17 protein-coding genes are annotated in these 24,745 nt (G+C 58.8%); 11 read left to right on the top strand and 6 right to left on the bottom strand.

The annotated features are described in order from the left end of the window. Positions 1-126: 126 nt before the first annotated feature. Complete coding sequence (locus tag AC1DDO_RS16510; RefSeq protein WP_441410677.1) at positions 127-822, bottom strand: hypothetical protein; 696 nt, start codon at positions 820-822, stop codon at positions 127-129. Between the two features lie 296 nt (positions 823-1,118). On the opposite strand from AC1DDO_RS16510, the gene AC1DDO_RS16515 reads away from it, so the two are divergent. The 3 genes from AC1DDO_RS16515 (at position 1,119) to AC1DDO_RS16525 (ending at position 4,579) form a co-directional block, all read left to right on the top strand. Beyond that, positions 1,119-1,793: an acetate uptake transporter gene (locus AC1DDO_RS16515; RefSeq protein WP_476972266.1), complete on the top strand. Its 675-nt coding sequence runs from the start codon at positions 1,119-1,121 to the stop codon at positions 1,791-1,793. 6 nt (positions 1,794-1,799) lie between these two features. Further along, entirely contained in the window at positions 1,800-3,776 is a 1,977-nt protein-coding gene (gene acs, locus AC1DDO_RS16520) for an acetate--CoA ligase (RefSeq protein ID WP_476972267.1), read from the top strand. A gap of 629 nt (positions 3,777-4,405) precedes the next feature. Further along, positions 4,406-4,579 (top strand): hypothetical protein, encoded by a 174-nt coding sequence (locus AC1DDO_RS16525; RefSeq protein ID WP_476972268.1) that lies wholly within the window; start codon positions 4,406-4,408, stop codon positions 4,577-4,579. Positions 4,580-5,312: 733 nt separating this feature from the next. Here AC1DDO_RS16525 and AC1DDO_RS16530 read toward each other — a convergent pair. Further along, on the bottom strand, positions 5,313-5,912 hold the full coding sequence (locus AC1DDO_RS16530) for a recombinase family protein (protein WP_476972269.1): 600 nt from the start codon (positions 5,910-5,912) through the stop codon (positions 5,313-5,315). A 482-nt stretch (positions 5,913-6,394) separates the two neighbouring features. Here AC1DDO_RS16530 and AC1DDO_RS16535 point away from each other — a divergent pair, with 482 nt between their 5' ends. After that, on the top strand, positions 6,395-7,966 hold the full coding sequence (locus AC1DDO_RS16535; protein WP_476972270.1) for a hypothetical protein: 1,572 nt from the start codon (positions 6,395-6,397) through the stop codon (positions 7,964-7,966). Between the two features lie 180 nt (positions 7,967-8,146). Further along, complete coding sequence (locus AC1DDO_RS16540; RefSeq protein WP_476972271.1) at positions 8,147-8,449, top strand: hypothetical protein; 303 nt, start codon at positions 8,147-8,149, stop codon at positions 8,447-8,449. A 126-nt stretch (positions 8,450-8,575) separates the two neighbouring features. Here the strand turns inward: AC1DDO_RS16540 and AC1DDO_RS16545 are convergent, their stop codons facing one another. Then, a complete protein-coding gene (locus AC1DDO_RS16545; RefSeq protein WP_476972272.1) occupies positions 8,576-9,472 on the bottom strand; it encodes an HNH endonuclease family protein in 897 nt (298 codons plus the stop codon). Positions 9,473-9,991: 519 nt separating this feature from the next. Here AC1DDO_RS16545 and AC1DDO_RS16550 point away from each other — a divergent pair. Further along, positions 9,992-10,783, top strand: coding sequence for a hypothetical protein (locus AC1DDO_RS16550; protein WP_476972273.1), 792 nt, complete (start codon positions 9,992-9,994; stop codon positions 10,781-10,783). Between the two features lie 57 nt (positions 10,784-10,840). Here AC1DDO_RS16550 and AC1DDO_RS16555 read toward each other — a convergent pair whose 3' ends face one another. From AC1DDO_RS16555 to AC1DDO_RS16565, 3 genes are all read right to left on the bottom strand, one after another. After that, positions 10,841-11,605, bottom strand: coding sequence for a DUF6994 family protein (locus AC1DDO_RS16555; RefSeq protein ID WP_476972274.1), 765 nt, complete (start codon positions 11,603-11,605; stop codon positions 10,841-10,843). A 277-nt stretch (positions 11,606-11,882) separates the two neighbouring features. After that, entirely contained in the window at positions 11,883-12,710 is an 828-nt protein-coding gene (locus AC1DDO_RS16560) for a hypothetical protein (RefSeq protein ID WP_476972275.1), read from the bottom strand. Positions 12,711-13,385: 675 nt separating this feature from the next. Beyond that, entirely contained in the window at positions 13,386-13,745 is a 360-nt protein-coding gene (locus tag AC1DDO_RS16565) for a hypothetical protein (RefSeq protein WP_476972276.1), read from the bottom strand. A gap of 781 nt (positions 13,746-14,526) precedes the next feature. Between AC1DDO_RS16565 and AC1DDO_RS16570 the strand changes: the two genes are divergently transcribed. From AC1DDO_RS16570 to AC1DDO_RS16590, 5 genes are read left to right on the top strand one after another with little or no spacing between them, the layout of a single operon-like run. Further along, positions 14,527-15,630: a DNA cytosine methyltransferase gene (locus tag AC1DDO_RS16570; RefSeq protein ID WP_476972277.1), complete on the top strand. Its 1,104-nt coding sequence runs from the start codon at positions 14,527-14,529 to the stop codon at positions 15,628-15,630. Between the two features lie 56 nt (positions 15,631-15,686). Further along, positions 15,687-19,097 (top strand): sacsin N-terminal ATP-binding-like domain-containing protein, encoded by a 3,411-nt coding sequence (locus AC1DDO_RS16575; protein WP_476972278.1) that lies wholly within the window; start codon positions 15,687-15,689, stop codon positions 19,095-19,097. A 9-nt stretch (positions 19,098-19,106) separates the two neighbouring features. Then, complete coding sequence (locus AC1DDO_RS16580; protein ID WP_476972279.1) at positions 19,107-20,645, top strand: ATP-binding protein; 1,539 nt, start codon at positions 19,107-19,109, stop codon at positions 20,643-20,645. After that, entirely contained in the window at positions 20,642-21,646 is a 1,005-nt protein-coding gene (locus tag AC1DDO_RS16585; RefSeq protein WP_476972280.1) for a PD-(D/E)XK motif protein, read from the top strand. The genes AC1DDO_RS16580 and AC1DDO_RS16585 overlap by 4 nt, the downstream gene beginning before the upstream one ends. Further along, positions 21,633-24,719, top strand: coding sequence for a Z1 domain-containing protein (locus AC1DDO_RS16590; protein WP_476972281.1), 3,087 nt, complete (start codon positions 21,633-21,635; stop codon positions 24,717-24,719). The genes AC1DDO_RS16585 and AC1DDO_RS16590 overlap by 14 nt, the downstream gene beginning before the upstream one ends. Positions 24,720-24,745 lie beyond the last annotated feature (26 nt).

The raw sequence follows: 24,745 nt of genomic DNA on the forward strand, positions 1-24,745 counted from the left end.
CTTGCGGAAAATTGGCTGGCGGGGAGCAGTTGTTCGTTGTGAACCGGTGTGTGTGACATATAGGGGCAGGGCGCTTCGATCGTGGAACGACTGTCGTTCGTGTCCGGCCCGTTGCTGCCCGGCGGCCTACTGGCCAAGCAGGGAGACGGCGTGGGCGATGACGAGTGCGAGCAGCACGAAACCTCCGAAGGCCTCCAGTCCCATCAGGGATTTTGCCCGGGCCGAAAGGGGCATCGTGTCTGTGGGGCTGAATGCCATCGAGTTGGAAAGGGAGAAGTAGACGTAGTCGACAAATGAAGCCGTCCAGTCCGTCTTCACGGAGGACCGGGCGGCAACTTCCTGCACTGCGTCGTGGTCTTCGTCCTGGGGGAACCGGAAGTCTGCCCGGGGCAGCTCATGGCGCGTGGCGTGGCGCCGGGTGACCGGACCGCCCCGGTCCAGTTCCCAGTAGACCAAGGCGAACGCGATGACGTTTGTCACCCATACCTGAAGGGCCGCGAGCAGCAGCGTTGGCCCGTTGCTGTTTCCGGAGTTCGTGAGGAGAATGACCAGTTGGACGAGTGCTGCCTCGTTGGCCACGACAAGCAACAACGCCTGGCCGACGGAAAGATGCCTTGACCAGCGGGTTTCGCGGACCAACCTGCGTGGATTCAGGATAATGAGCGGAATCAGCAGCGCCAGGCCGACGACGACAACGGAGTAGCGTACCGCCGGAAGGAACGTCGTGGGCAGCGTGGCGTATAGCGCCAGTGCGATGAGAAGGCCGATGACGGCAGGCCAACGGTGTTCCGCCCGGGCCTGCCGTTCATTGTGGGTGGTCATGGACAGGAGTGTAGGTCCTGACCCGGGACGGGAGCCGCAGAGTCGACTTTTGGTCCGCCCGGCGTGGCGCCGTTCGGTTCGAACGGTACACACACGCTCGACCATAGGCGGTACGGTTCAGGCCAAGAGGGGGCATGGTCCTGCCGGCACTTCACCACTGGGCCAAGCAATGTGATCTGCGTCACAAGGGTGCGCGACCTGAATCACAACAAATTCAGATAATTTACTTGCGCATTCAGGAGTAACCTGATAGGCATCACCAGCGATGGTGCTGGTGCTGACCAAGGAGTCGTACCATGAGTGTCGAATCAAGCTCCGCGGCGGGGACCGTCCCGGCGGGAGGTGGTCGCAGGGCTGAAAATCCCGTACCAGCCCAAGACGCAGTTGTGTCGCCCCAGGCGAGCACCAGCCCGCCCTTTGCCGATCCGGCAGCTTTAGGTCTGGGCGCTTTCGCAATGACGACGTTTGTCCTCAGTGTCATCAATGCCGGCCTGATGCCCAAAGCGGTCGAACCCGTTGTCCTGGGACTGGCACTGTTCTACGGCGGCATGGCGCAGTTCGCCGCCGGGATCTGGGAATTTGCTAACCGCAACGTTTTCGGTGCGACGGCGTTCTGCTCGTACGGGGCCTTCTGGCTGTCCTTCTGGTTCCTGAGCCAGTTCAGCGCGGGCAGTCTTCCGGCAGCGGACGCCGGCAAAGCTGTCGGCCTCTATCTTCTGGGCTGGGCAATCTTTACCGCCTACATGACCGTTTCAGCTTGGCGTGTCAGCATGGGTGTCTTTGCCGTTTTCGTCTTCTTGACCCTGACCTTCATTGCGCTGTTTCTTGGCGCCTTCTTCGGGGCAGCCGGGCTGTCGATGCTGGGCGGTTGGCTGGGAATCGTGACGGCGCTTATTGCCTGGTACTGCTCCCTCGCAGTGGTCGCCAACTCCACCTACAAACGGACTGTGCTTCCGGTGGGACGACGGTGACAGGCCATGCCCGCAGACCCAGAATCGGATGAGACCCTCGCAAACCTGTTGCACGAGCAGCGGCGCTTTCCCCCGGACGCCGGCTTTGCGGCGCAGGCCAACGCCGCGGCGTCGGACTATGACGAAGCCGACGGCGACAGGCTGGCGTTTTGGGCGCGGCAGGCGGAGCGGCTGGACTGGTCCCAAAAGTGGAGTGAGGTCCTGGACTGGTCTAATCCGCCATTCGCCAAATGGTTCGTCGGGGGCAGGCTCAATGCCGCGTACAACTGCCTTGACCGGCATGTAGCTGCCGGCCGCGGAGACAAGGTCGCCTACTACTTTGAAGGCGAAGCCGGGGACACCCGCACGATCACCTATGCCCAGCTCACCCACATGGTCTGCCAGGCGGCGAACACGCTGACTGATCTGGGCGTCGTGTCCGGGGACCGGGTGGCCATTTACATGCCGATGATTCCGGAAACCGTCGTGGCGATGCTGGCCTGCGCACGAATTGGGGCGCCGCACACAGTCGTGTTCGGCGGGTTCTCCGCGGACGCGCTCCGGACGCGGATCCACGACTGCGACGCGCGGATCGTCATCACCTCCGACGGCGCCTACCGCCGCGGCAAGGCCAGCGGGTTGAAGTCAGCCGTGGACGAGGCCCTGCTGGACTGCCCGGACGTCCGCAACGTCCTGGTGGTCCGCCGCACGGGCCAGGAGGTCGATTGGACACCGGGCCGCGATATTTGGTGGCACGAATCGGTTGCGCTGGCTTCCGCCGATCATGACGCCGAGGCCTTCGACGCCGAACATCCCCTGTACGTGATGTACACCTCGGGCACCACGGGCAAGCCCAAGGGCATCCTGCACACCACCGGAGGCTACCTCACGGCATGCGCCTATACCCACTGGGCGGTCTTTGACCTCAAGGCGGAGTCCGATATTTTCTGGACAGCCGCGGACATCGGCTGGGTTACCGGGCATAGCTACATCGTGTACGGTCCCCTGGCTAACGGTGCCACTTCCGTGTTGTACGAAGGCACGCCGGACACCCCGCACCAGGGCCGCTGGTGGGAAATCATCGACAAGTACAAAGTCTCGATTCTCTACTGTGCCCCGACCGCCATCCGTACGTTCATGAAATGGGGCGCCGAAATACCGGCCAAATACAGCCTCAGGAGTTTGCGCGTAATCGGCACCGTGGGCGAACCGATCAACCCGGCGGCATACATCTGGTACCGCGAGAACATCGGGCACAGCCAAACGCCCGTTGTGGACACTTGGTGGCAGACCGAGACCGGAGCCATCATGATCAGTCCGCTCCCGGGAGTCATAGCGGGCAAACCGGGAGCCGCCATGAGGGCACTGCCCGGGGTCGTGGCCGACGTCGTCAATGACGCGGGCACACCGGTTGCCAACGGCTCCGGCGGCTATCTGGTCCTCAGGGAACCCTGGCCATCCATGTTGCGCACCATCTGGGGAGACAACGACCGGTACGTGGAGACGTATTGGTCACGGTTCCCGGGCCTCTACTTTGCAGGGGACGGCGCGAAGAAGGACGAGGACGGGGATATTTGGCTTCTCGGCCGGGTGGACGACGTGATGAACGTGGCAGGACACCGGCTCTCGACGACGGAGATCGAATCCGCGCTCGTCGCCCACCCGAAGGTGGCCGAAGCCGCCGTTGTCGGCGCCCTTGACGAGACCACCGGACAGGCCATCGTCGCCTTCGTCATCCTGCGCAGCGATGCGGGCGACGGCGGACCGGAGGTCGTCCAGGAGCTGCGCGAACATGTAGCCAAGGAAATCGGCAAAATCGCCCGGCCCCGGCAAATCATGGTGGTCGCCGAGCTGCCAAAAACCCGGTCCGGCAAAATCATGCGACGGCTCCTCAAAGATGTCGCGCAGGACAGGCCGATCGGGGATGTCACCACCCTGGCGGACTCGTCAGTCATGGAACTGATCAAGGCCGGCATGCCGGGCGGCGCCGGCGGACTGCACTAGTTGGCACGAACGGGACCAGCGCGGCCAGAACGCAGTGCCCGGAACCGCTGACATCACCTTTGTCGAGATCGACATCATCGATCCGTCCAACTTCGACAGCTCGCTCGACGCCAAGGGCGTCGAACTCAACGGATACCGCGGGCCGAAAGCCCGGCAGCCCCCAACGCCATCGCGGCCATCCTCCTGGCACTCCGGGACACCACAGGAGTCATCCCGCACGCCTACTTCGAGGGGTCCGAAGGCAGCCCTTGGCGCACCTCATGCGCTACCTCCTCCTGGGCCGCGGCGACACACCGCCAGGCCCCGATCCGGCCGGTGGGAGGCGTTACCGCGGAGAGACGGCTCTCAGGTTGTTCTCAGTTCGAAGAGGACATTGAGAAAAGCCTCGAAATGACGACCCCGGCGCGGTCGTTGATCCACGGACTCCGGCCGCGCGCTCTCCTCAACCGGCGCGCGGCCGGGCATCACGTCCCCCTCATGCGCCCCCGCCGGCGTCCCGGTCACCTGAAACCTCGGTGTCGCCTCCTCGGCGTATTGGAGCACGTTTTCATTTGGGCCGCTCGATCGCCCCCTCACTTCCCGAGGTCACGTAGGTGGACAGGGCGGACGTGCGAGCCTACGGTGTGCAGATGAGTGAGATTCCAAAAAACGGCCCCTCTGATCCCGACGAGGGACCTGACGGGAACGAAGTTCCCGCTGATGCCTTCTCCCCTGTTGTTGACCCGGATCTGGTGCCCGACGCGGAAGGCGCCACGCCGGAGGAGAAAAGGGCACGCAGGGATCCTGAAGAAACAGGCAGCTAAGGCCCGCCGGGCGCTTTCCCTGCAATGCCGTCCGTTTGGATAATGATCGACAACCGGGGCGTTGCCGGCGACGAGGACGGCGTAGAAGCGGCGGTATTCCCACGAGTCAATTCGACCCCTGTCCTTTCCCGGCCCGGGGACTTAGTCTGGGGATTCCTTCCGTTTTAGGGCCAGACCTTAGGGGTAGTCCATGACTCTTCCGCCGCAACGCGAACCCGACCCGTTTCCGCCAGACCCCGGGCCGCTGCCCGACTCTCCGGATCCGGCATCCCCTGTGCCTGCGCCCGACTCTCCCGACCCGACGTTTCCTGGGCCAAGCCCTGTGCCCGATCCTGGGCCGAGGCCGTCCGGGCCGGATCCCACGCGTGACTTGTAGGGCCCGGCGTCTGTCCACGCTTCACCTCGCTTTCCCGACCTCACAGCGTGGGCCTACGTCAGCATCGGCGAGACTCGCGCACGCTTCGTGCGTGTCGTCGTCACCTACACTAAGTCGATTACGGACCCGCCTGGGTCGGCGGCCCTGAGTGAACGGGGGGCGGACTGGGCCGGCGCCATTCTCATTGAGGGTCGGGTCTGCTGAATGATCGTGCAATTCCCTGGATGATGTACGCCGTCAGCCAAGTGATGCCGGCAAGAATCAGAAGATCCCCGCCGCGGCAACTGCCCAATAAACATCAGCAATGCCACAACCAGCGTTCCCCCGTGAGCAAGGGAGAAACTCACTGTGTTCGCGTCAAACGGCATCAGTGTTTACCAGGTCGGTGGCGGGGGAGCGTGGTGGAAGGTGCCGGTACAGGGTGGTACGTTTCAGCCCCGTCTTGGCGGTAATCTCCTTCATGGACAAGCCTTTGTCCCGCAGCAGAACCGCGTGTTCCAGCTTATCCGCGTCGATCACGGAAGGCCGTCCCGTACGCCGCCCGTTGGCCGAGGCCACCGCCCTGGCATGCGAGGCGCGTTCGGCCGCATAAGTACGTTCCATTTCCGCGAAGAGTGCCAGCATGACGACCGCCAGCTGCGCCATGGGGTTGTCAGGGTTGGATGTGTCGATAGGCAGGGGATCAGCCAGCGTTCGAACGCCGACGCCGCGTTCCTTTAGTTCGTGGACCAGGTTTAGTGTGTCCCGCACTGTCCGTCCCAGCCGGTCGAGGGTGTGGACCACAAGTACGTCACCGGCCCTGGCATGACGTAAAGCGTCCTGTAGCCCCACGCGGTCCGTGGTGGCCCCGGACTTCTTATCCGAGAAGACCGTCTCGATGCCAGCGGCGGTCAAGGCGTCCAGCTGCCGGGCGAGGTCCTGCTTCACCGTTGACACGCGGGCGTAACCAATTTCCATGCCTAAACCGTACCGAAAGTTATCCCTGTGACGTGCGAATGAGTCGGGAGTTTTGGAACAACATCCGGGACACCCGGATTGCGCGGTCTGCTGCGGATCCAGATCCGCGAGGGAGTGTCCCGTCAAGGGTGTCCCAGTTCCAAGGATGTGGGCCACGATATGAAGTGGTGCCCTCTCTTCCTGTGATCACCAGCACCACCTGGTACTACGAGGGCAGCAGACTTTGGGTGCCTGCTTGCCTCCATTCCTCTCAAGAACCGGGATTCGGGTGGCCAGAGGCTACCGACGCTTCCGGCAAGGGGAGCGCAGGCCTCATCGAACTCCGAGCTCCAGACAAGAGGTCGGCCGGTTTAGTCCATCCTGCTATGCAGAACCCGGAACGTCCCGTTTCCCAGGAGATGGAATCCTCCGCCGGGCTGAGATAGTAGAGCTGGATCCCGACCGGTCTTCGGGTTTCACTGACTGTTCCGGGAGGGCGCAAGTTGAAAAGGGAATACACGAACCAAGAACTAGGACTGCATGGAGCGGAGATTTTTCAGTGGATTCGAGAGGCTCATGAGGCGATTAGTTCAGCGGATACGGCTCGGGCTCTGAGTTGTCTTCGGAACGCCACTAATGTTGCATTGCTTGCAGCGGAGAGGCATGGGCAAGGGCGCCAGGGAGACCGCATACTTGATTTTGCGCCGTTTATTGGGATCCATGGCGATGTGTGCTTGGCGCGTGACGTATCCCGTCTGGCAGAGTGCATCGCCACGTCTGACGGTGAACGAAATCCTTGGGCTCACAAAATCGCAGAATCGCTCGAGCAGAATCTGGATGCCTACATAAGCATTCGAGAGTGTGTTGAGGTAGATCCGGGCAGTGCCCAAGCGTCGTTGGCCAAGATGCTGGGAATGCCCAATTCTCGTTTTGCTCAGTTGGCGTCTGACCTCTGCGACGCTGCGGTGATTGTCGCTGCTAATCGGAAAGGCCGTGTCTACCTTTGGCCAGCCGATGACCCGGCAGCTCCTGCTGAGCCAGAACGTCGACCGAGCGGATGGGAGCTCTCGCTACCACCTGAACTCAACAGCTTCACCATCTCAGGCGCGGAATGGGAACGGATTCGGCTCGACTTCGAGGCCAAGGTTGCACAGGCCGGCCAACAACCCGAGCCGTCGTTCACTTTCTTAGATATCGTCACGTCGATGTCAGCTGTGCAGTTGAGCGCAACCGCTGGTGTACCTCTCTTGTTCGATGGGGAGGACAACGCTATCGGCTACGGCCATCTAGAGCTGGACGCCTTCCACGCGGTGGCACAGTCGTTCTACTCTGAGCATGCATCGCGGCCAGCCAAGGATTGGCACGAGAATGTGGCGCGTCACTCATGGATGATTCTGGAAATGCGGGACGGGGCCGGAGAGGCCATCCTGCGGGAGGTAGACGAAGAATATCCAGGATCATCGCCGGTTACGGTGATCACTGGGCCACGCCGGAATACGGACCCCGCTAGGGTGCGGAGCGGACGGCATGTATGGCTTCCAGATTCAGTAAACGAGAGTTTCGAGGCGCCGGCTGCTGACAGTGAAGAGACCTTGGGGAGCAAGGCCATAGAGACTCTGATCAATAGTGGAATTGCGCCCGATGTCGGCTTTCCCCGCTGGCACCAACGGCAATGGCACACTGAAATGCGTACTGGCAAGATTCTCGACTCTGGTGAAATTCCGTGGAAATTAGAACACCTTGAACCCATGCGCGACACGTATTCAGAGGAAATCGTGCAGGCGTGGATCCTCGGACCGGACAGGGCGCAGGCCGTAGCGGAGGCGGAAGCTGCACGAGCCGCGGGCGAAGTCTGGAACCCCCATCCAGAGCTCTGCCTGATATCCCTGAATGGAGCACGGCTGCGGGGCGAGTCGAGTCGCATACCAGGGCGAGATGGTGGAATAAGCGGCAAAGGGGGGTGGAGATACACGTGGATTGAGACGACGCCCCTCGAAACAGTAACTTGCGGGGTGAAACAATCCATAACAGCGAGTCTCTCCGCTTTGGTCGCGAAGCGGATCAGTGACGTCTGAGAGAGCCCAGCGACAAGACCTCAGCACAAAAGCCCGTGGGATCCTCTCTATCGTCGCTCGCTCCCAACGATCGTCCCGAATCCAAGGAAGCGGGACGCCCCTTGGGTCAGTATCCCCCTGTCCACATCCGACGCTAGAGTTGATCGACGCGGCATCGTCCACCACGAGCACGGGGAGCATATGTTGAGTGAGAAAAATGTAACGCGCGACTTACTAGGCGGCGTAGGAAGAGTCGCGCTAGAAGGTGTGAGAAGAGCTGCATATGAGCATTCCGACGCTTCATTTGAGAAGGGCTTCAATGAAGCAGCCAATATCTGTGTTGAGATGCTCACGAAGAACATTGAAGATTTATTAAATAAGATCAAGTCAGGCACATATTTAACCGACAAAGAGCAGTTTCTGCTGTCAAGACTGACGGAAATCAAATCTGCAACAGAACAGTCCTTGTTCGATTTTTGGGATGGGCAGGTTCATTCCAGCTGAGTGATAGAGATTTGCTGGACTGGCTGGTTGGCGCTCTCCCCGGGACCGCTCTTAGTTCTCTCACAAATGCTGCCCCGTGAAGCTGAGAATGCATGCGGCGCCGGCGGATATGCGAGGCCGCGTGCGTTATGCAACCAGTTTCATCTGTCTATGTTCGGCGAAGTTCTTTGCCGTGTGCTCGTTATGAGCGGAGCATCGACGGCCAATAAGCCGAGCGATGGCGTTGGTGAGGGGCTGAGTTTCGGCTGCAGCCCCCGGCAGGATTTCACCTGCTGCGCCGACGACCACATATCCCCATTCAAAGAGGGCGTCACAGCCAAGACTGCAGATCAGCATCGCTGCTGAGCGAAAGTCCCGGCGCTCCTGCTCGCTGCATTTGCTCCGGGGCTTGATGTGTCCCGCTATTAGCAAACCGGACGGCAATTCCGAGCCGCAGAGAGAGCAGGGAGCTGCCGTCCGTCCATTGAGAAGGTGCTTTCGCAGGTGGCCTTGCTCTTTGCGGATGGTGCTCCATGTAGAGCCGTCGGTTTCGTCATCATCCCAATAGTCGGAGGAGCGCCCTAACAGCCCGGAGTCTGGAAGGGGGAGCGTTATTTGTAGCTCAGAAAGGAGAGAGAGACCGTCAGCTTCCGTCAACCGAGAAAGGAACCCAAGGTAAGGGTTGGTAGGGGTATTGAGCGGCCCAGGGCGGCCGACCTCGATCAATCGGGCAAGTTCCGTGTAGTGGAGGCGCAGCCCTGTCTTCATGGGCTCTACGCGGACCCGCCAACCTGTGTCACCTTCATCAGACCGCCGCTTGTACCCCGGCGGTCGTTCCCAGTCTCTGTAGCTTTCGGTCACTTTGCTTACGGCTCGGAGGTAACCCTTCGCGTGATGGAACACGATGTCACCGGCCTGCATCTCGAAGATGATGCTACGCGTTTCCTTTAATGTTCTATTTCCACCTCGAGGGCATGTCCACAGTGCTTTTTGTTCCATGGCGACCTTGAAGTTGTGTCCCTGCATCGCATACCAATACTTCACGTACATCCCTCCTCCTGGCCATTCGCCGAGAGAATGACTGCTGGCAGGTTATCGCGATCCGTCGGGCGTTCCCTGTCCACAGTGAACGCGAGCAGCAAAGGCAGAGGGAGGCCATCGCACGCATCTTTGGCAGGAATCGCTTGGGCGGGCGCGACGTGTACGGGCCTTGGTGCCCGGCGGCCGGCGCGTGTAGAGGACTTCTGACATTCCGCGCAGGCGATTTTTGAAACCGACGTCCGTGCGACGGAGGAGTGTCCCACATTGAGTCTCCCGGTTCTAAGGAAGTGGGACTCCCCTGCGCCGATCGAGAAAAACGTGTGGCGTGTTGCCCCTATCGCAACGCGAAGGTCTCTTGGTCGTTGGTGCACGCGAGTTCGGGTACCCCCTGTACTCAAAGCGCGGGCACTCCCGCCGAGGATGTTCCACTAGAACCTGTCCCGCTCCATGGTCTTCGAAAATCGCTGCCACTTCCGTGAAGTAAGGTCCAAATGACTGTCCAAACTGAGAAATGGAGCAATAGTGAGTCCCACTTCTGACACCAAAGAGCACCTCGACTCAGCGTGTACGGCAATCCTCGAAGAGCAGGGAGGAGATGCCCTCTTATGGTTGGACGCGCGATGGGAAACGCTGAACCAGTCCCGCCCCATTGTCCCGTTCTCTTATGTGTTTAGCGCAGAGACTTCCGCGCGAGAGTACGCCAGCACCGATGCGGATCTGAGCCTTATCGCTCACGTGGACCACGAACTCCGGTGGGGAGTCGTTAACAACCGGCCGGAGTCCTTTTCCCACATCATGAATGGGCTGCTGGAAGGATTCCATCATGGTTCCTACGAGCAATGGTTCCAGAAAATGGACCGCATCCAGCTGTGTGAGATTCCCGGCCTCTACGGGCCGCTGTACCGAATAGACACCGGCACGAGGCACCGGCTTCATACTCTTATGGGTCTAGGCCTAGACGCCTTTCCCGCAGAGGTGACGTGCATGACACAGAGCCCAATCATTGACCTCACTTATCACACCGGTAACCAACGCGGCATCCCATCCTTCCAGCATTTGGGCGTGACGGAAATACCTTCGCAGATGGCACGGGCTCTGGTGCACACAGGATACCTAGAGCAATTGGACGCCACCCGATTCCGAGTGCTCCGCGAGCTACCGGGCCCGTGGTTGTTCAGCTACACCTGGGAGGGCATCGAGTCGGCCTCCAAGCGGTACCGACTTTCCTATCCTCAGTACGGCTCCACTCCGCTGGAGAGGATGTCGCTGGACGCGGTTCAAGCCAGACAATTCGTGAAGGAACACCTGAAATAGGGAGGAGTAGCGCCGCCGTTGTGAGCCAGAGCGCGTGAAGGAAGTGGGACACCCTCTTTAGTGCCGTCGGACCTTAATGTCGGGGTGGTTCTTCCCGACCCAGTCGGCCATCCGGTTGCCCCGCAGCGTTATGAACTTCAGCGAGGCTTCCCGAACCCTGATGTACTCGTCCTTCGTGGTCGGGACGCCGGGGCGCTTGAAGTTCTCGTCCTCCTCTAGGAAGAAGTCGATCTTTCCCTCCGGCGTCACGAGGTCCTGGAGGTGGAAGAACTCCACGAACTGCTTGAACGTGCAGAAGAGTTTGAAGAAGTCCGCGTAGTTAGAGGTGACATCGGCGAGGGGGCTGCCTGGCTCTTCAGCGTAGTGGCGCCGGATGCATTCCAGAGTTAGGTCCATCCGGTCCGCGATCCGTAGTCGCATTCCCCTGGCGGTGTTTAGGGTGGGCCGGTGTATTTTCCTGACGGGCCAGATCATGGCACTGCCGATCGTGTACGGCGGGTTGAAATAGCGGCGCTTCTGCTCCTCGCTCAACTCGGCCTTAGCCTCGACCAAGTTCCTCGGCTTCCCCCACCTGGTGTAGGAGTTCGTGATGGCGTCACTGCCGAACGTGAACCTTTTGTCGGGGGTCTGCTCGAACATTAGGTAGTTTTTACGACGCTCCTTTGGCTCTGCCGGGACCTGCACTTTGAACAGTTCCCCGTCGCATAGCTGCTTGGTCCAGAGCAGCTGATGGTCAGCCTTGAGCAGCGGACTATGGGAGTCCGGGTCCTTTCCTGGAGGGCAGTCGACCTTGTAGTTGAAGGTGATGTCGAATTCGCGCATGGAAGGGAGTCTAGGTGCCCGCCTATTGCGAACCGTGGAACCTACAGCTGAAATAACCGCAGTCGTCGCAGACAATTGGTGCAGACGGCTTCGTCACTCGTGCAGACGACTTCGAAAACTGACAGGTGCGGATCGAATGGCGCAGGAGTGTCTCACCAAACGGTGTCCCAGTTCCAAGGAAGTGGGACGATACTGTGCAGCGACTCAGTGCCGACCGCTGGTCGCGGTCAGCGCTGGAAACTCGTCGGCTGCCGGTGACCGCAAGGGACGCACCGATCTACGCTGGCGCGGCCTCGGGGTCTCGCAGCTCCCGCCACCTTTCGCCGTCCCACAGCCAGCCCAGGAGGGACCGAGCGTGCACGACCCACAAATGTGTAATGACGGGATCCAGCTGCGGCTCGGTCGTGGGGAGACCCCATCCCTCGTCCGCCCAAGAAGGTGCCTCACGGCTAAGTGGGCGGGCGATGTTGTACCAGGTGTCGTCGTTTAGCCACACGAACAAGTGGCGCTGCTGGGCGGCGGATGCACGCAGCTTGGTCGGATTGTCGGTCTTCTTATTGAGTTCCTCCATCAGCCGGTCAAGTGACTCATCGCTGCCGCTCACTGAGCCGCCACTTCCGGTGCTGACCCAAAGACGGTGAACGTGATCCGGATCGTCCTGGCGGTTCCGATGCGGGGCGTAAACCGCTCTCTCGACGCCTGAATCCAGTAGCGGCCGGTAGATATGCGAAAGTTCACCCCTTTCGATAACGTGCGCTGCTGCCGGCTGGTCGTCGAAGTACGTCCCGCCCGCGAGCTCCAGTTCCGCAATCGCCGGCTGCACTCGCTGCACAAAGGTTTTCATCCGTGACTGGGTGTCCGCGGCGAACACGATCCAGCAGCCCTGCAATCTCGTCGTTGGAGAGCCCTTCGCCGCAGACCTGGAAAGCGCGTCACGAGCGCCCTGCTTCTCGCCGTCAGTGACAGCCGTAACTTCGAGGGCGGCGGTGCCATCCGTGGAGATGTAATCGACTCCGCCGTGGGTGTCCGCGTGCTCGAGCTGAATCCCCATCACCCGCTCAACGATCTGCTTCGCGATGGCCTCGTTCGGACGTTCCTGGTTCATCGGCCTCTTCCGCTCGCGAATGCCGTACGTGTGTACATGAAGCAATTGTGCCCAGACTTCTTCCTACCCACGAGTATCAGGTGCCCGCTGAGGGATCCCTTACGGGCACTGCTGCGACACGTAGCAACCACCACACCAAATCTTGGTTAGCGAGTGACCCACCAACAGGTGTCCTGGTTCCAAGGAAGTGGGATATGCCGAGTTAGGTTTTGAAGCGGTCTCTTGGCTTATGACGCGCCCACCCCACCTACTCGTGCCGGTGGCTGCGGTTGCCCTCACGCTTGTTTTGGTCAGCTGCGCTCCAAGCCATGAAACGTCGCTTAGAGCTTCCTACCAGGAATATTTGGGTCTTACTAGCGGCGGTTACTCGGACACGGCTATAGGGGACTTGAAAGCGGCGGCCCCAAAGTGGCACGAGGCAGTCGCCGAACCCGTTCTCACGATAACCGCTGGCTTCGAGGACCTTGATGGCACCGGCGCATTTACGGCGAGCCAGCAGAAGTCGGTTGGATCTATGGGGCGATCCCAAGACCGGCTGAAGGAGCTTTGTGGCACTCAGTTACAGCCAAAATACTGATCGTTGACCTTTGCCCATGCCAATTACAATCGCCGCCTGATTCGCCTCTGCGGATCTCGTACCCAAGGAACCGGGACAGCACCACTCCGCGGTATTGGTCACAGAAATTGGTCGAGGCTGCGTACTTCGCTGGCACGGATAGACATCGCGGTCCTTGGATCCAGGTATCCGCGCCTGACTGTCACTATGTAGTAATCCCCATGTTCGATGCACGGTCCGAGCAGGGCCATGACGAACTTCTCTCCTCTATGGTGAGCATCGCCTACTTCGGCGATGTAGGGTCGGCCGTCACGGATGTACTTCAAGCGCTGGATGCGCGAAGTGGACGCTGGCCGGCCGACGATCTTGGAGTGAATGTCCTGGAAGACTTCCTCGGCCGCAGAGCTTTCTATCTCAGGCATGAAGAACGCACGGCTGGTGAAGTTGGTATACGGAAACGGGGGATCACTGAGTCTCATCCCCGGACCATAAAACGGAAACTCAGTTAGGAGGGGGACGCGCGGACGTTTCGTGACCCGGATCCTCTGATGAAAAGCACCGCCGATGCGGTCTGCTCCGCCTGTGAGTCATGTGTCGGAGGCACATGCGATCCTATGTGAATGACCACGGTGAACTGGGAACGAGAATCTGGTGGTCGTTGGTCCAATGCTCCGCGGCCTGACTTCGGCCGTGGCGTACGGAGCCAACCGTAGTGGTGCTGAGGAGAGGTAAGGAATAGAAGCGTGCCGGGTGACAGTCAGATCCAGCCAATGGGGTGGTTTCATGCTGTTCAAACGCGGGATGCCGTTGCCCAGACCAGAGAAGGGTGGCCCTACTTTGAGGCCCGACCACGAGGCACTGACTCGAGCGGGATGTTGTTGTTTGAGATCCGATTCGGAGACGGGGAGTGGATGCTCGCGGTCGAAGCTGACCTGTTGCCATCAGAACGGTAGAGGGGATCGGCTTGGATTCGAAAGCGACATCTCGACCTCTGTGGGCCTAGCGTCACTGGCCAGCGACGTGACGGGCCTTCGACCGCCAGCCCGGGACGTGCTCTCGTGGACGGAGACTCTCAACCGGTCAGTTGATGCATTGACGGCGGTGCAACAGCCGCGACGCGGATGGGGCAGGCGCGCCGAACCGGTTGGAAGGCGACGACACGCCTACGCCCCGGTCCTGTAAGAGAAACTTCTCTGACGCGCTGCCGCGAATTGGTGCTCGTTTACGGTCTACGCTGTGTAGCCGGCTAGAATCCTAGACATGGCCAAACCACTACGACTCATTGATCTCTTTGCTGGTGCAGGCGGAATGACCGAAGGGTTTGAGTCCACCGGAAAGTTCGAGACCATCGTCGCAGTTGAATATGACCAACAGGCCGCTGCCACGTACGCCCTTAACCACCAGGCTGAGCGGGTCTACGCAGGAAAGATCGAAGATTGGCTTGCAGAGGGCCGCGTACCTGAAGCCGACGTGATCATCGGGGGGCCGCCCTGCCAGGGCTTCTCGGCCTTGGGCAAGCAGGATGTATTGGACGAACGCAATTTTCTATGGAAGAAATACGCGGAAACCATAATAGCCGCCAAGCCGAAGTACTTCGTCGTTGAAAACGTCCGACAGTTTTTGAAGTCGGCGCAGTATGAAGAATTCGAACGTTGGACTCAACCGGGGAAGCCCCTCGAAAACTATATTCTGCAGCCATACCTTCTAAACGCCGCTGATTTTGGTGCCTACCAATCGCGCGTGAGGAGCATCGTCATCGGCCGCCTGAGGGAGCTGCCGGAAGTGCCGAAACCAGAGGGTGCTTTCGGCGGCCGGCATCGCACCGTCGGAGAAGCCTTCGCCTCCATCGATGCCCACGTAGTCGAAACTCAGTTCCCCCAAGTCTCCTTCGAGTACAACGGGCAAAAAATGCCGGGCCCCTATAGCATGCAAGACCTTCATGTGACTCGGAACTACACGCAACTCTCGCTTGACAGATTTAAAGAGATCCCACGTGGGGGCAATCGGTTCAACATCCCCACTCGACTTCTGGCTGAGTGCTGGAAGACTCATAAGACGGGATCCGGCGATGTCATGGGACGGCTCCGCAACGACCGGCCTTCGGTGACGATTCGGACCGAGTTCTTCAAGCCCGAAAAGGGTAGGTATCTTCACCCGAACCCGAGCGTGCATCGGGCCATTACGCACTTTGAGGCCGCTAGGCTCCAAGGATTCCCGGATGACTACAAATGGGCAGGTTCCAAGACTTCCGTCGCTCGCCAGATTGGTAACGCGGTACCCGTCCAGCTCGCAAGCCACCTGGGGAACCTCTTGGCAGCACAGTTTCATGCAGAGTTGCGGAAGCGCGAGGTCTCGCCGCCGTAGAGTAAGCTGCAGCGTCTCGCATTAGGCGTGCTCGTCCGCAGTCAGCAACTTGCTCTATGCGCTCAAATACAGGGTTTTCCGCTCCTGGGAAGCCCCGTCACGGATCCTTTGGGGGAACAAACTTGCCATACGAGTCTTGGGCGGACACGGAGGGTGGTCTGAGTCGTTTTGTGGCAGGTGAGACACTCCAAGCGCTGAATGCGTACAGAGCCCATCCAGATTTGGTCCGCGAACACAGCAACATTGAACAAGCGATCACCCAGAGTGGGTACGGCCGCAAACAGTTGAATGAGCTGATTCAGAATGCCGCAGATGCCGTCGATCTCCCAAATGGACGGGTTCGGGTTGTACTAACCGACGGAGCGCTCTACTGCGCGAACGAAGGTTCCCCGTTTACGGAAGCTGGGTATCGCACGCTGATGCTCTCGCATTCTTCTGAAAAGAGGGATGACCAGATTGGGCGCTTTGGGCTTGGGTTCAAGTCTGTAATTCAGATTTCGGACTCCCCTCAGATCTTTAGTAAAAGCGGTTCTGTGGGGTGGGACAGACGGCTTAGTACTGAACTCTTGGAACCCTTGTACCCCGGGCTGATTTCGTATCCAGTCCTGCGAATTGCGACCCCTGTCGATCCTTCTGCAGCGGCAGCATCCGATCCTGTCCTTGGCGAACTCATGTCCTGGGCTACGACAGTCGTGAAGCTCCCGTTGGCTCAGCAGGCTGCATGGCTGACCGAGGAGATGCGCACGTTCCCACACGAGTTTCTGCTTTTCTCGCAAAACATTGGGTCCCTTGAGTTCGACAACAGAATTGACGGAACTCTCACTGCGTGGTCCGCACGACGCGATGGGTCCGACGTCATCCTGGAAAACGGCGAATCGCAGGAAGAATGGCGGATTTTCCGGCATAGGCATCAGGTCGGCCTCATGGCAGCCGCAGAGGCAGGGTCGATCGCAGCTCGAGAATCAGTTGAAGTCACTTGGGCGGTACCCATCGCGGGGAATCCGCGTCGTGCGCGTGGCACCTTTTGGAACTACTTTCCCACAAGCCACGCGACCTCTCTCCGGGGGATCGTGAACGCGGCCTTCAAAATGAATGAAGACCGGCACAGCATGCTTCACACGCTCTACAACAAGGAAATTCTTCAGAAAACCGTTCCGATGATGGTCGCGGGGGCGTTAGCCACGTTCCGTGATGCGGCTGATCCTGCCGGGTATTTAGATTTCCTTCCCGCACGTGGACGGGAGGTCATTTCGTGGGCTGATTCTGTCATTAATGAGCCCATCTTCGCTGCGCTGTCGGCCGTCCCCTGTTTGCCTGACAGGGCAGGGGAGCTTCAGGCCATCTCCGATCTGTTCTTCCCGCCAGACCTGGATGAAGCGACTCGCCTGGAGGAAATGTGGGACAGCTGGGTAGGGCTTGATCGGCCGTGGCTGCATCGTTCAGCATCGGCCACCAAAGAACGCAGGCTTATGGTGCGAAGACTCTTGGGTATAGCGAACAAGGGAAGAGCTCCAGTTGAGCAATGGCTGGAGGAGATCACACATGGCCGGAGGCTCGATGACTTCGAAAATGCTCTCCGCATCGCGGTCGAGATAGAGAAGCGTCACCCGGACCACCAAGCCGCCATGCGCAGGAGCCGCATTGTGCTCATGCGTGATGGCAGCACGCGGCCGCCCATTACGACCAAAGCGTTTCTTCCCATAGACGAACAGGACGAAGGAGATAACCTCGTTTCCTATGAGCTGCTGCACCACGGTGACGTCAGCACTCTCCTTCGGGCGTTAGACTTCCAAGCCCTTGATGACAGAGGCAAAGTCGATCGCATAGCCCGACAAGTGGCAAAGGACTACGAGGATGAAGGTGCCGCCGACTCTCTCTGGAGGCTGTCAAGGGCCCTCCCGCTTCCGGAGATGCTGTCTATCATTGGCGACAGGCTTGATGTCGATAGACTCCGCGTTCGATCGAAAGACGGACGCTGGCGTCCGACCGCTGATGTATGGCTGCCTAACGGCCTGATTCCGACGGGCAGCATCGGAGATGAATATCTTCTCGTCGACGATCTCTTTCATCGACAGGATCTCAACCTCTTGAAGAACCTGGGGTTGAGGAGCACCTTACCGGAGCCCGCCACCATGAAGGACGGGCCATCGTACGACTTCTGGAAGGCAGCGGAGGCCGCGAGGATTTCCGCGGAATCAAGAACTTCACCCGTGCCAGTGTCAGAAGCATCGCTTCGCTTCAGGCCGGCAATGGCCACTGCCGGCCTCCACCTGCTGGCCAAGGCATCCATCCGCACACGCGAAAAGGTCACGCAGAGGATTCTCTCTAATAGCCAGTACAAGTCCAAGGTGGAATTCAGCAGCGCCTACAAGACTGCCCAGGTCATCGATGGGCCAGACATTTGGTGGGTGCGGAACTACGGTGTCCTTCAAACCCGGCTGGACTTGGTTGACGTCAAATACTGCGCCGGCGCCGTGGAGGGGATTCCTGTGGGATTCCTGCCCTATCCCGGGCCAGAGCACGCAGAAAAGCTTGAACTGCCGAACTCCGTCGAGACCGTCAACTGGAGCTTTGCCTTGCCGCTGGCCGAAAAGAAGCTTCCGTGTGGGCGCGTTCATGAGCTATATGGCTTACTGGCAAAACTTGGAGTTCGTAGGCCGTCGGAGTTCCTGGTCCAACAATCGGACGGGTCCACCACCAGATATGCGGCGGAGTTCACGACTGTTGCAGAAGACGAAAACACCTATCAGTTCCTTCTGAAGTCCGCCAAGGTCCCAGTGCTCTATACCGGAAACCCGGAGCTCACGGAGCCCCTTGTCGACCGATGGAAGCTTCAGGCAGTGAAGGTGGAGTTTTTCAGCGCCTTCGAACACGAGAAAGATGAGGAAACGGAAGCGGAGGCCATTAGCTCCCTGTATCCCTTCCTCCACCAAGTTGAGTCAAAGATCAGGCGAAGCTCCAAGTGCATCCCGTGTCTGTCGCTGCGCACTGTCCGTTCAAACAGCTTCAGCGAAGAGCAAGATGTGGAGCACCATGAGACGTTTCGCGACGGGTCGAATTTCTACTATTCATCCTCTCTGTCCAGTAGAAGGCTCCTAACCGCGCTGCTGCAGGACGCTGGCAGTGCCCGCCGGGCCGCGGACGTGGAAGCAGAGATGAGGCGGCTGGCAAAAATAGGCAGCAGACCGCCGGAGAAGGGTCACGACCCCGAACCCGATCCCGAGCCCCAGGAACTCAAGACGCATGTCAGCGGGTTTATCCCGCTTGACGCATCTAGAAACCTGAGCGAACAAATCACGTTGATCGAACGGGCGGTTCTTCGCTACCTGGACACCCCAGAAGCAGACGTTTTTGACCTCAGGATCAACTTCGAGGTAGACGCGTCCGATGGAATCGCCACCGAGGCAGTTACCAAGGTGACGGAAAATGTTTCGAAGCTCGGTGGCCAAGCACGGTTCGAGGACTAAGAAATGTCAGTGCGATACGAACTCGACGAACATCAATGGTCTACAGAGACGGTCTTGCCGGACCCCTCAGCTGTTGCCGCCATCGGAATGCACCACAACCTCACGAGTGCATTGGCAGACCTAGTCGATAACTCAATCGATGCCACAGCGAGCCATGTCCGGATCCGCTTCGTGCAGCGGGGAACCGCTATTTTGGGGATCCAAATCATCGATAACGGAAGAGGCCTGACCGCTGAGGACATCAAACGAGCGATGACCTTCGGGGCGCGGCGTGACTATGGATCGGGGGAACTGGGACATTTTGGGCTCGGCCTCAAGGCGGCCTCGCTGTCGCAGGCAACTTCCTTTGAGGTTTACTCACGTCAGAAATGGGGACCAGCAGTTGGCCGCCGGATGGACCAGACGGTCAGCCGAGACTTCAGCGTCGGTGTAATGGCTGACGGGGCCGCAAACGAGCGGCTTGATCGGGTAGCGGGCATGGACCTGACAAGCGGCACCATAGTAGAGTGGCGCGGCCTCAAAGACGTCATACACACGACCGAGCAGAGCGAGCTAACGGAATGGAGATCAGCCAAGCTTCGCGCCATCCGCGAACACCTCGGAGTCACTTTTCATCGTCATTTACACCAGGGCGACATCCAAATAGACATAGACACCTTCGATGTGGACCGCGATAGAGCTCTGCCACCCACCCGAGTTGATCCTATCGACCCGTTTGAGGACTCCCTGGAGCAGGATGGATACCCCCGTAATTTTGTGGTCGATCTTCCAGACGGAGCGTCCTGCACCCTTGAGGCACACGCATTTCCTCCACGTCTGAACTCACCTGCATTCGACTTGGGCGGAGAACCAGGAGAAGCACGACAGGGAGTTTACCTGTATCGACGAGGAAGGCTCTTGTCGGGGGGACAAAACTGGGCTGGCCTCCGTCTGCCGAAGAAAGAGCTAGGACTTGGGCGCATCAAGATTGACCTTGATGCCACGAACGAGCGCTACATAACGCTCAATCCTGAGAAGGTCACGCCGGTCTACTCTGCAGATTTCACCACGGCAATGGCCCGAGCCCACACACTCGGGCCTACACCCAGTTTCTTGGATTCCTATTTTTCTGATCTGCAGCGCGTCCACAAGGATGCGAAGAAAACCAAACGCCAAGAGATACGGCTCGTTGAGCCAGCCCTCGGTTTGAACCCCAGCGTCGTGTCTCGGCTTGATGGCCTACAAGATTTCTCTGATTTCGATCCAATTGACCTGCGCTTCGTCACCCTTCCGTCCACCGAACTGTTCCGTGCCGATCGCTCGGCCCGGCGGGTCGATGTCAATGTGGAACTCGTCCGGAAGATCTACGGATCCGAAGGCAGGTTGAGCAATCGAGACGGACAGCTTCTCAAAACGTTCCTCTACTTCCTTCTGGAAAGCGATTTTAAAGTCGAACAACGATGGAACGCCCTGCGCGAAGACAGACATCGCATCCTGAATGAAGTCCTGATGGCTGCCTTTAACGAAGATTTCGGTCAGCAGAACCACGACGAGAACGGCAACAGATGATCCCGAGTTCGCCCGAAGCCGTTCGCAGACTGGATCCCGAGACCATCGAACGCTATTTCAAGTCCTCCAACACCGTTGTGCATCTTCTTTGCCAGGTTCCTCGCTGCGAGCTTCGCATAGAGCCTTCGACCGGGAGCCTTGAACTCCGTGTTCCAAAGGACGCCTCGATACCTGACCTCAACCCCTTCGAGAACATCGACGTTGAATACTTGGCCGATCAGGACTGCTATAGCCTGAAACTTGCGGCCGATGGAATGCACTACGCTGCATACTCATTCATAGCCAAGATTGTCGAGGAACTGCAGCAGGGTCACTACTTTTCTGTCGCTGTTTCCCGGAGCATCGATGAATATGAGATGCTCCTCCAAAGCCGTCAGCTATTGACCCTGGAGAAGCAGACCGGGCTCCTGGGAGAGCTGCTTCTCCTGACATACCTCTGCGGCACTGACCCGGCTTCGGCGTTGACCTCCTGGCTTGGACCGGAAGCCGAACAGCACGATTTCGCATTTGATGCGTTCGATCTAGAAGTCAAGACCACCAAATCAGAACGACGAAGTCATCGCATTGGATCAGCAACGCAGCTTGAACCTACGGCGAATCGAAATCTGTGGTTTCTGTCAGTTCAGATCACGGCGGCCGGCGGAGCAGACAACGCCTTCAGCCTGGTCGACCTGGTAGACAGGGCTCGAGAGGTCCTTGGCCCTCACGCTCAGCAATTCAATGAGTACTTAGACAGGCTGGGGTGGAGGGAAACGGACATCGAGTCGTATCGCAACGCGTACGTTCTCCGCTCCCACCCGGCCTTCTACCAAGTGGACGAGCAATTTCCATCTCTCCAAGATTCCGCTCTTCGACTGGCGATTCCCCACTATGAGCACCTTTCGGAAGTTTCATATAGGACCGATGTCTCGCACCTGCGTGCGGATGGAATTCCCAGCGCGCTAACTGGATTTGCTGCTTACACGAGTTCCTACTACGGAGGTCCCGATGCCCATAGCTGAGACCAAGACAGACGCTGTCACGAGCGCCATCGCCATGATCGCCGAGAGGGGACCCAAGCCACTCCTCAACCGTGTTAATTTCTCCCTTGAGGAAGACGGCGTCGAAGCGCTCACACACTTGGCACTGACCGACCTCCTGACCCTTGAGGGGGACCCAAACGACCCCATCCAGGTCGAATTTCGGCTGGCTCTGTCCAGATGGGATCAGACAACCGATTCACAATGGCTTAACGAGGCACCGCAGCCCGCTATCCAGCCCAAGGGCCGGGAACGGCGCGCATACGTGCTCGGAAAACTGGGCTTTTCCGAGCACGAGTTTGATGCCATCAACTCGTTCTATCCGATCATCAACGCAGGCACGATTGTCGCGAATCCAACTGATGGCCGCTGGCCGTGGTACTCATCGGACCGTCGAACGCGAAGCCACTATTGGGACGTCTACCAGGGGATACTCAAACGCCGAGGTTTCGATGCTGATGCAATTGTGGCATTAGATGAATCAACTACAGAGATCGTTAGCCGGTTCGCAGACCCCACATGGGACGAAACCTATCAGACCAAAGGTCTCGTCGTGGGTCATGTTCAGAGTGGAAAGACGGCGAACTTCACCGGCACCGTAGCAAAAGCGATCGATGCGGGCTACCGGCTCATCATCGTACTGACCGGCACCCTTGAGCTTCTTCGAAGCCAGACCCAGCGGCGCCTTGACAAGGAACTCGTTGGTTTTGAAAACATCGTCGGCGGCATCGATCTCTCAGACGAAGTACTGGCTCGAGAGAACATCGATTATATAGCGAACCGGGATGCGGACTGGTTGGCAGGCGACAAATTCGTAAAGTTCGGCTACGACCCCGAAAGTGTTCCGGGAGTCCCCCACATAATCCGCCTGACCAAAAGCACCGATGACTACAAATCACTCAAAGCCGGCCTCAGTACCCTCGACTACAAGTCGAATATCCGCAACCAACAGAAGATCTACCATCCGGACAACCTGTGGGATACGCCTGTCCGGCTTGTAGTGATCAAGAAGAACGCAGCGGTCTTGCGCAAGCTCATCAAAGATCTCAAACAGATCCGGGGCAACACCCAAGACTACCCGGCCCTGATCATCGACGATGAGGCCGATCAAGCCGGAATCAATACCAAAAAGCCCCCTGTGAAGCTCACCAAAGAAGAACAGGATGAAGAAAACAAGCAGGCGCGAGAGCGGACTGCCATCAACAAGCTCTTGTCCGAACTGTTGGGGATATTGCCTCGCGCCCAGTACGTGGGATACACAGCTACCCCCTTCGCCAACGTTTTCATCGACGCCTCGGATGTTGATGATATTTATCCCAAGGACTTCATTTTCAGTCTGACTCCTCCCGACACATACATGGGGGGCCGTTCCTTTCACGACCGTCATGCAGTCTTTGAACCTGGCGAGACTAGAACTCCTGCTACAAGCAACCAAGCAGCGTACGTGAGGGACATATCTTCACCTCCAGACATGGTTGAAGTGCGGCAGGTTGAAATGCAAAGAGCCGTGGATTCCTTTGTTCTAAGTGGCGCAATTAAGCTTTGGCGAGAGGCTAGAGGCAGTCAGGGCGATTTCAAGCATCACACGATGCTTTTTCACGAATCCGTCAGGCAGGTCGAGCACGATGCCCTCGCCCGCGAGATTCATGGTCTATGGAAGAAATCTGATTATCTGGGCTTCGACGGGTATGACCGCATGGCGCAACTATGGGCGGACGACTTTGAAGTGGTTATGCGAGAACTGGCGCAGCGTACCGATTCTGAGTTGCCCGATCCACGCACACACCCGATCCCCTCTTCCTTTGATGACGTCGCCGTTTACCTTCCCGAGGTCGTGAAGCGCGTAGAGGCCGGGCTTAGCCCGATCGCCGTTGTCAACGGCGACAAAGATAGCGAATACACGCAGGCCGGTGCCGACTTCCAGAAGGGGCCAGTGTGGAAAATGCTGGTAGGCGGGGCAAAGCTCTCCCGCGGCTATACGATCGAAGGCCTGACCGTGACTTGGTACTCACGAAAGGCTCTGGCAGCGGACACCCTGATGCAGATGGGCCGCTGGTTCGGTTACCGGCCGGGGTATCGAGACCTTGTGCGGCTGTATATCGGACGAAAAGTTCCAGCTTCGGCCAGCAACCCTAAGCCCTATGATCTGTACGAGGCTTTTGAATCGATGATCGGTGATGAGGAAGAGTTTCGCGACCAGCTCGAGCTTTTTGCTGAACTGGATGAAAATGGACAGCCCCAGGTGCTCCCCATCAACATTCCACCGCTCGTGTTCCAGAGCTTGCCGTGGCTTAGGCCGACTGCGCGCAGCCGCATGTACAACGCTCAGTTGGTTCAATATGCAAAGGGCGACCGCTTCAAGGACTTCTTCTACTTGCCGTCCCGGCTTCCGAAGGAAACTAAGAACCGCGAGAACCTGGTGGCTATAGCACCCGTCCTCAACTGTCTGACGGAGGTGGAATCCTTCGACTACACCACCAGCACCAACAAGCAGTCGTCGTACAAGGCCAGGACTGGCCTGGTGCCAGCGCAAATGATTATCGACTCCCTCTCTTCGTTTGAGTGGGGCCGGCCGGGTCTCTTTGCCGCGGACATTCAGTTCGTGAGAGAAGCGGCAGACAAGGGAAGCATCACCTGCTTCAAGGTCGTTATGCCAATTCCGACCGGGAACCCGGAAATGCGGACGATCGGTTTGGATGAGACAGGATCTGTCAAGTTCCCAATCATCGAGCGGAACAGGCGTGAACGCGGGGATTTTTCGGGATCTTCGCGGTGGACAAGAATGCCGCTTGAAGAGCAATTCACCAAAGAGAAGGCGCTGGATGATCCTTCTTCCCGTACGACAGGGGCAGTCATACTTACCCTTGCAGCAGATCAGTGGGACGGCCAGAAGGCGTTTTCTAGTCCCGCCGCGATGCCTCCAGACGTGGCCAATCCAGCGGACGTCGTAACGCTATTCTCATGGGCCCTTCCCCACGCGGCCGCCCCGAAGGGAAAAGCCGGATTCAGTGTACTGGCGCCCGACCGTCCATACGCTCCAACGGTCGAAGCGTAGACATAGCGCGTGCGTCCAGTGGCCGT

The organism is Arthrobacter sp. 10N43, from assembly GCF_056394525.1.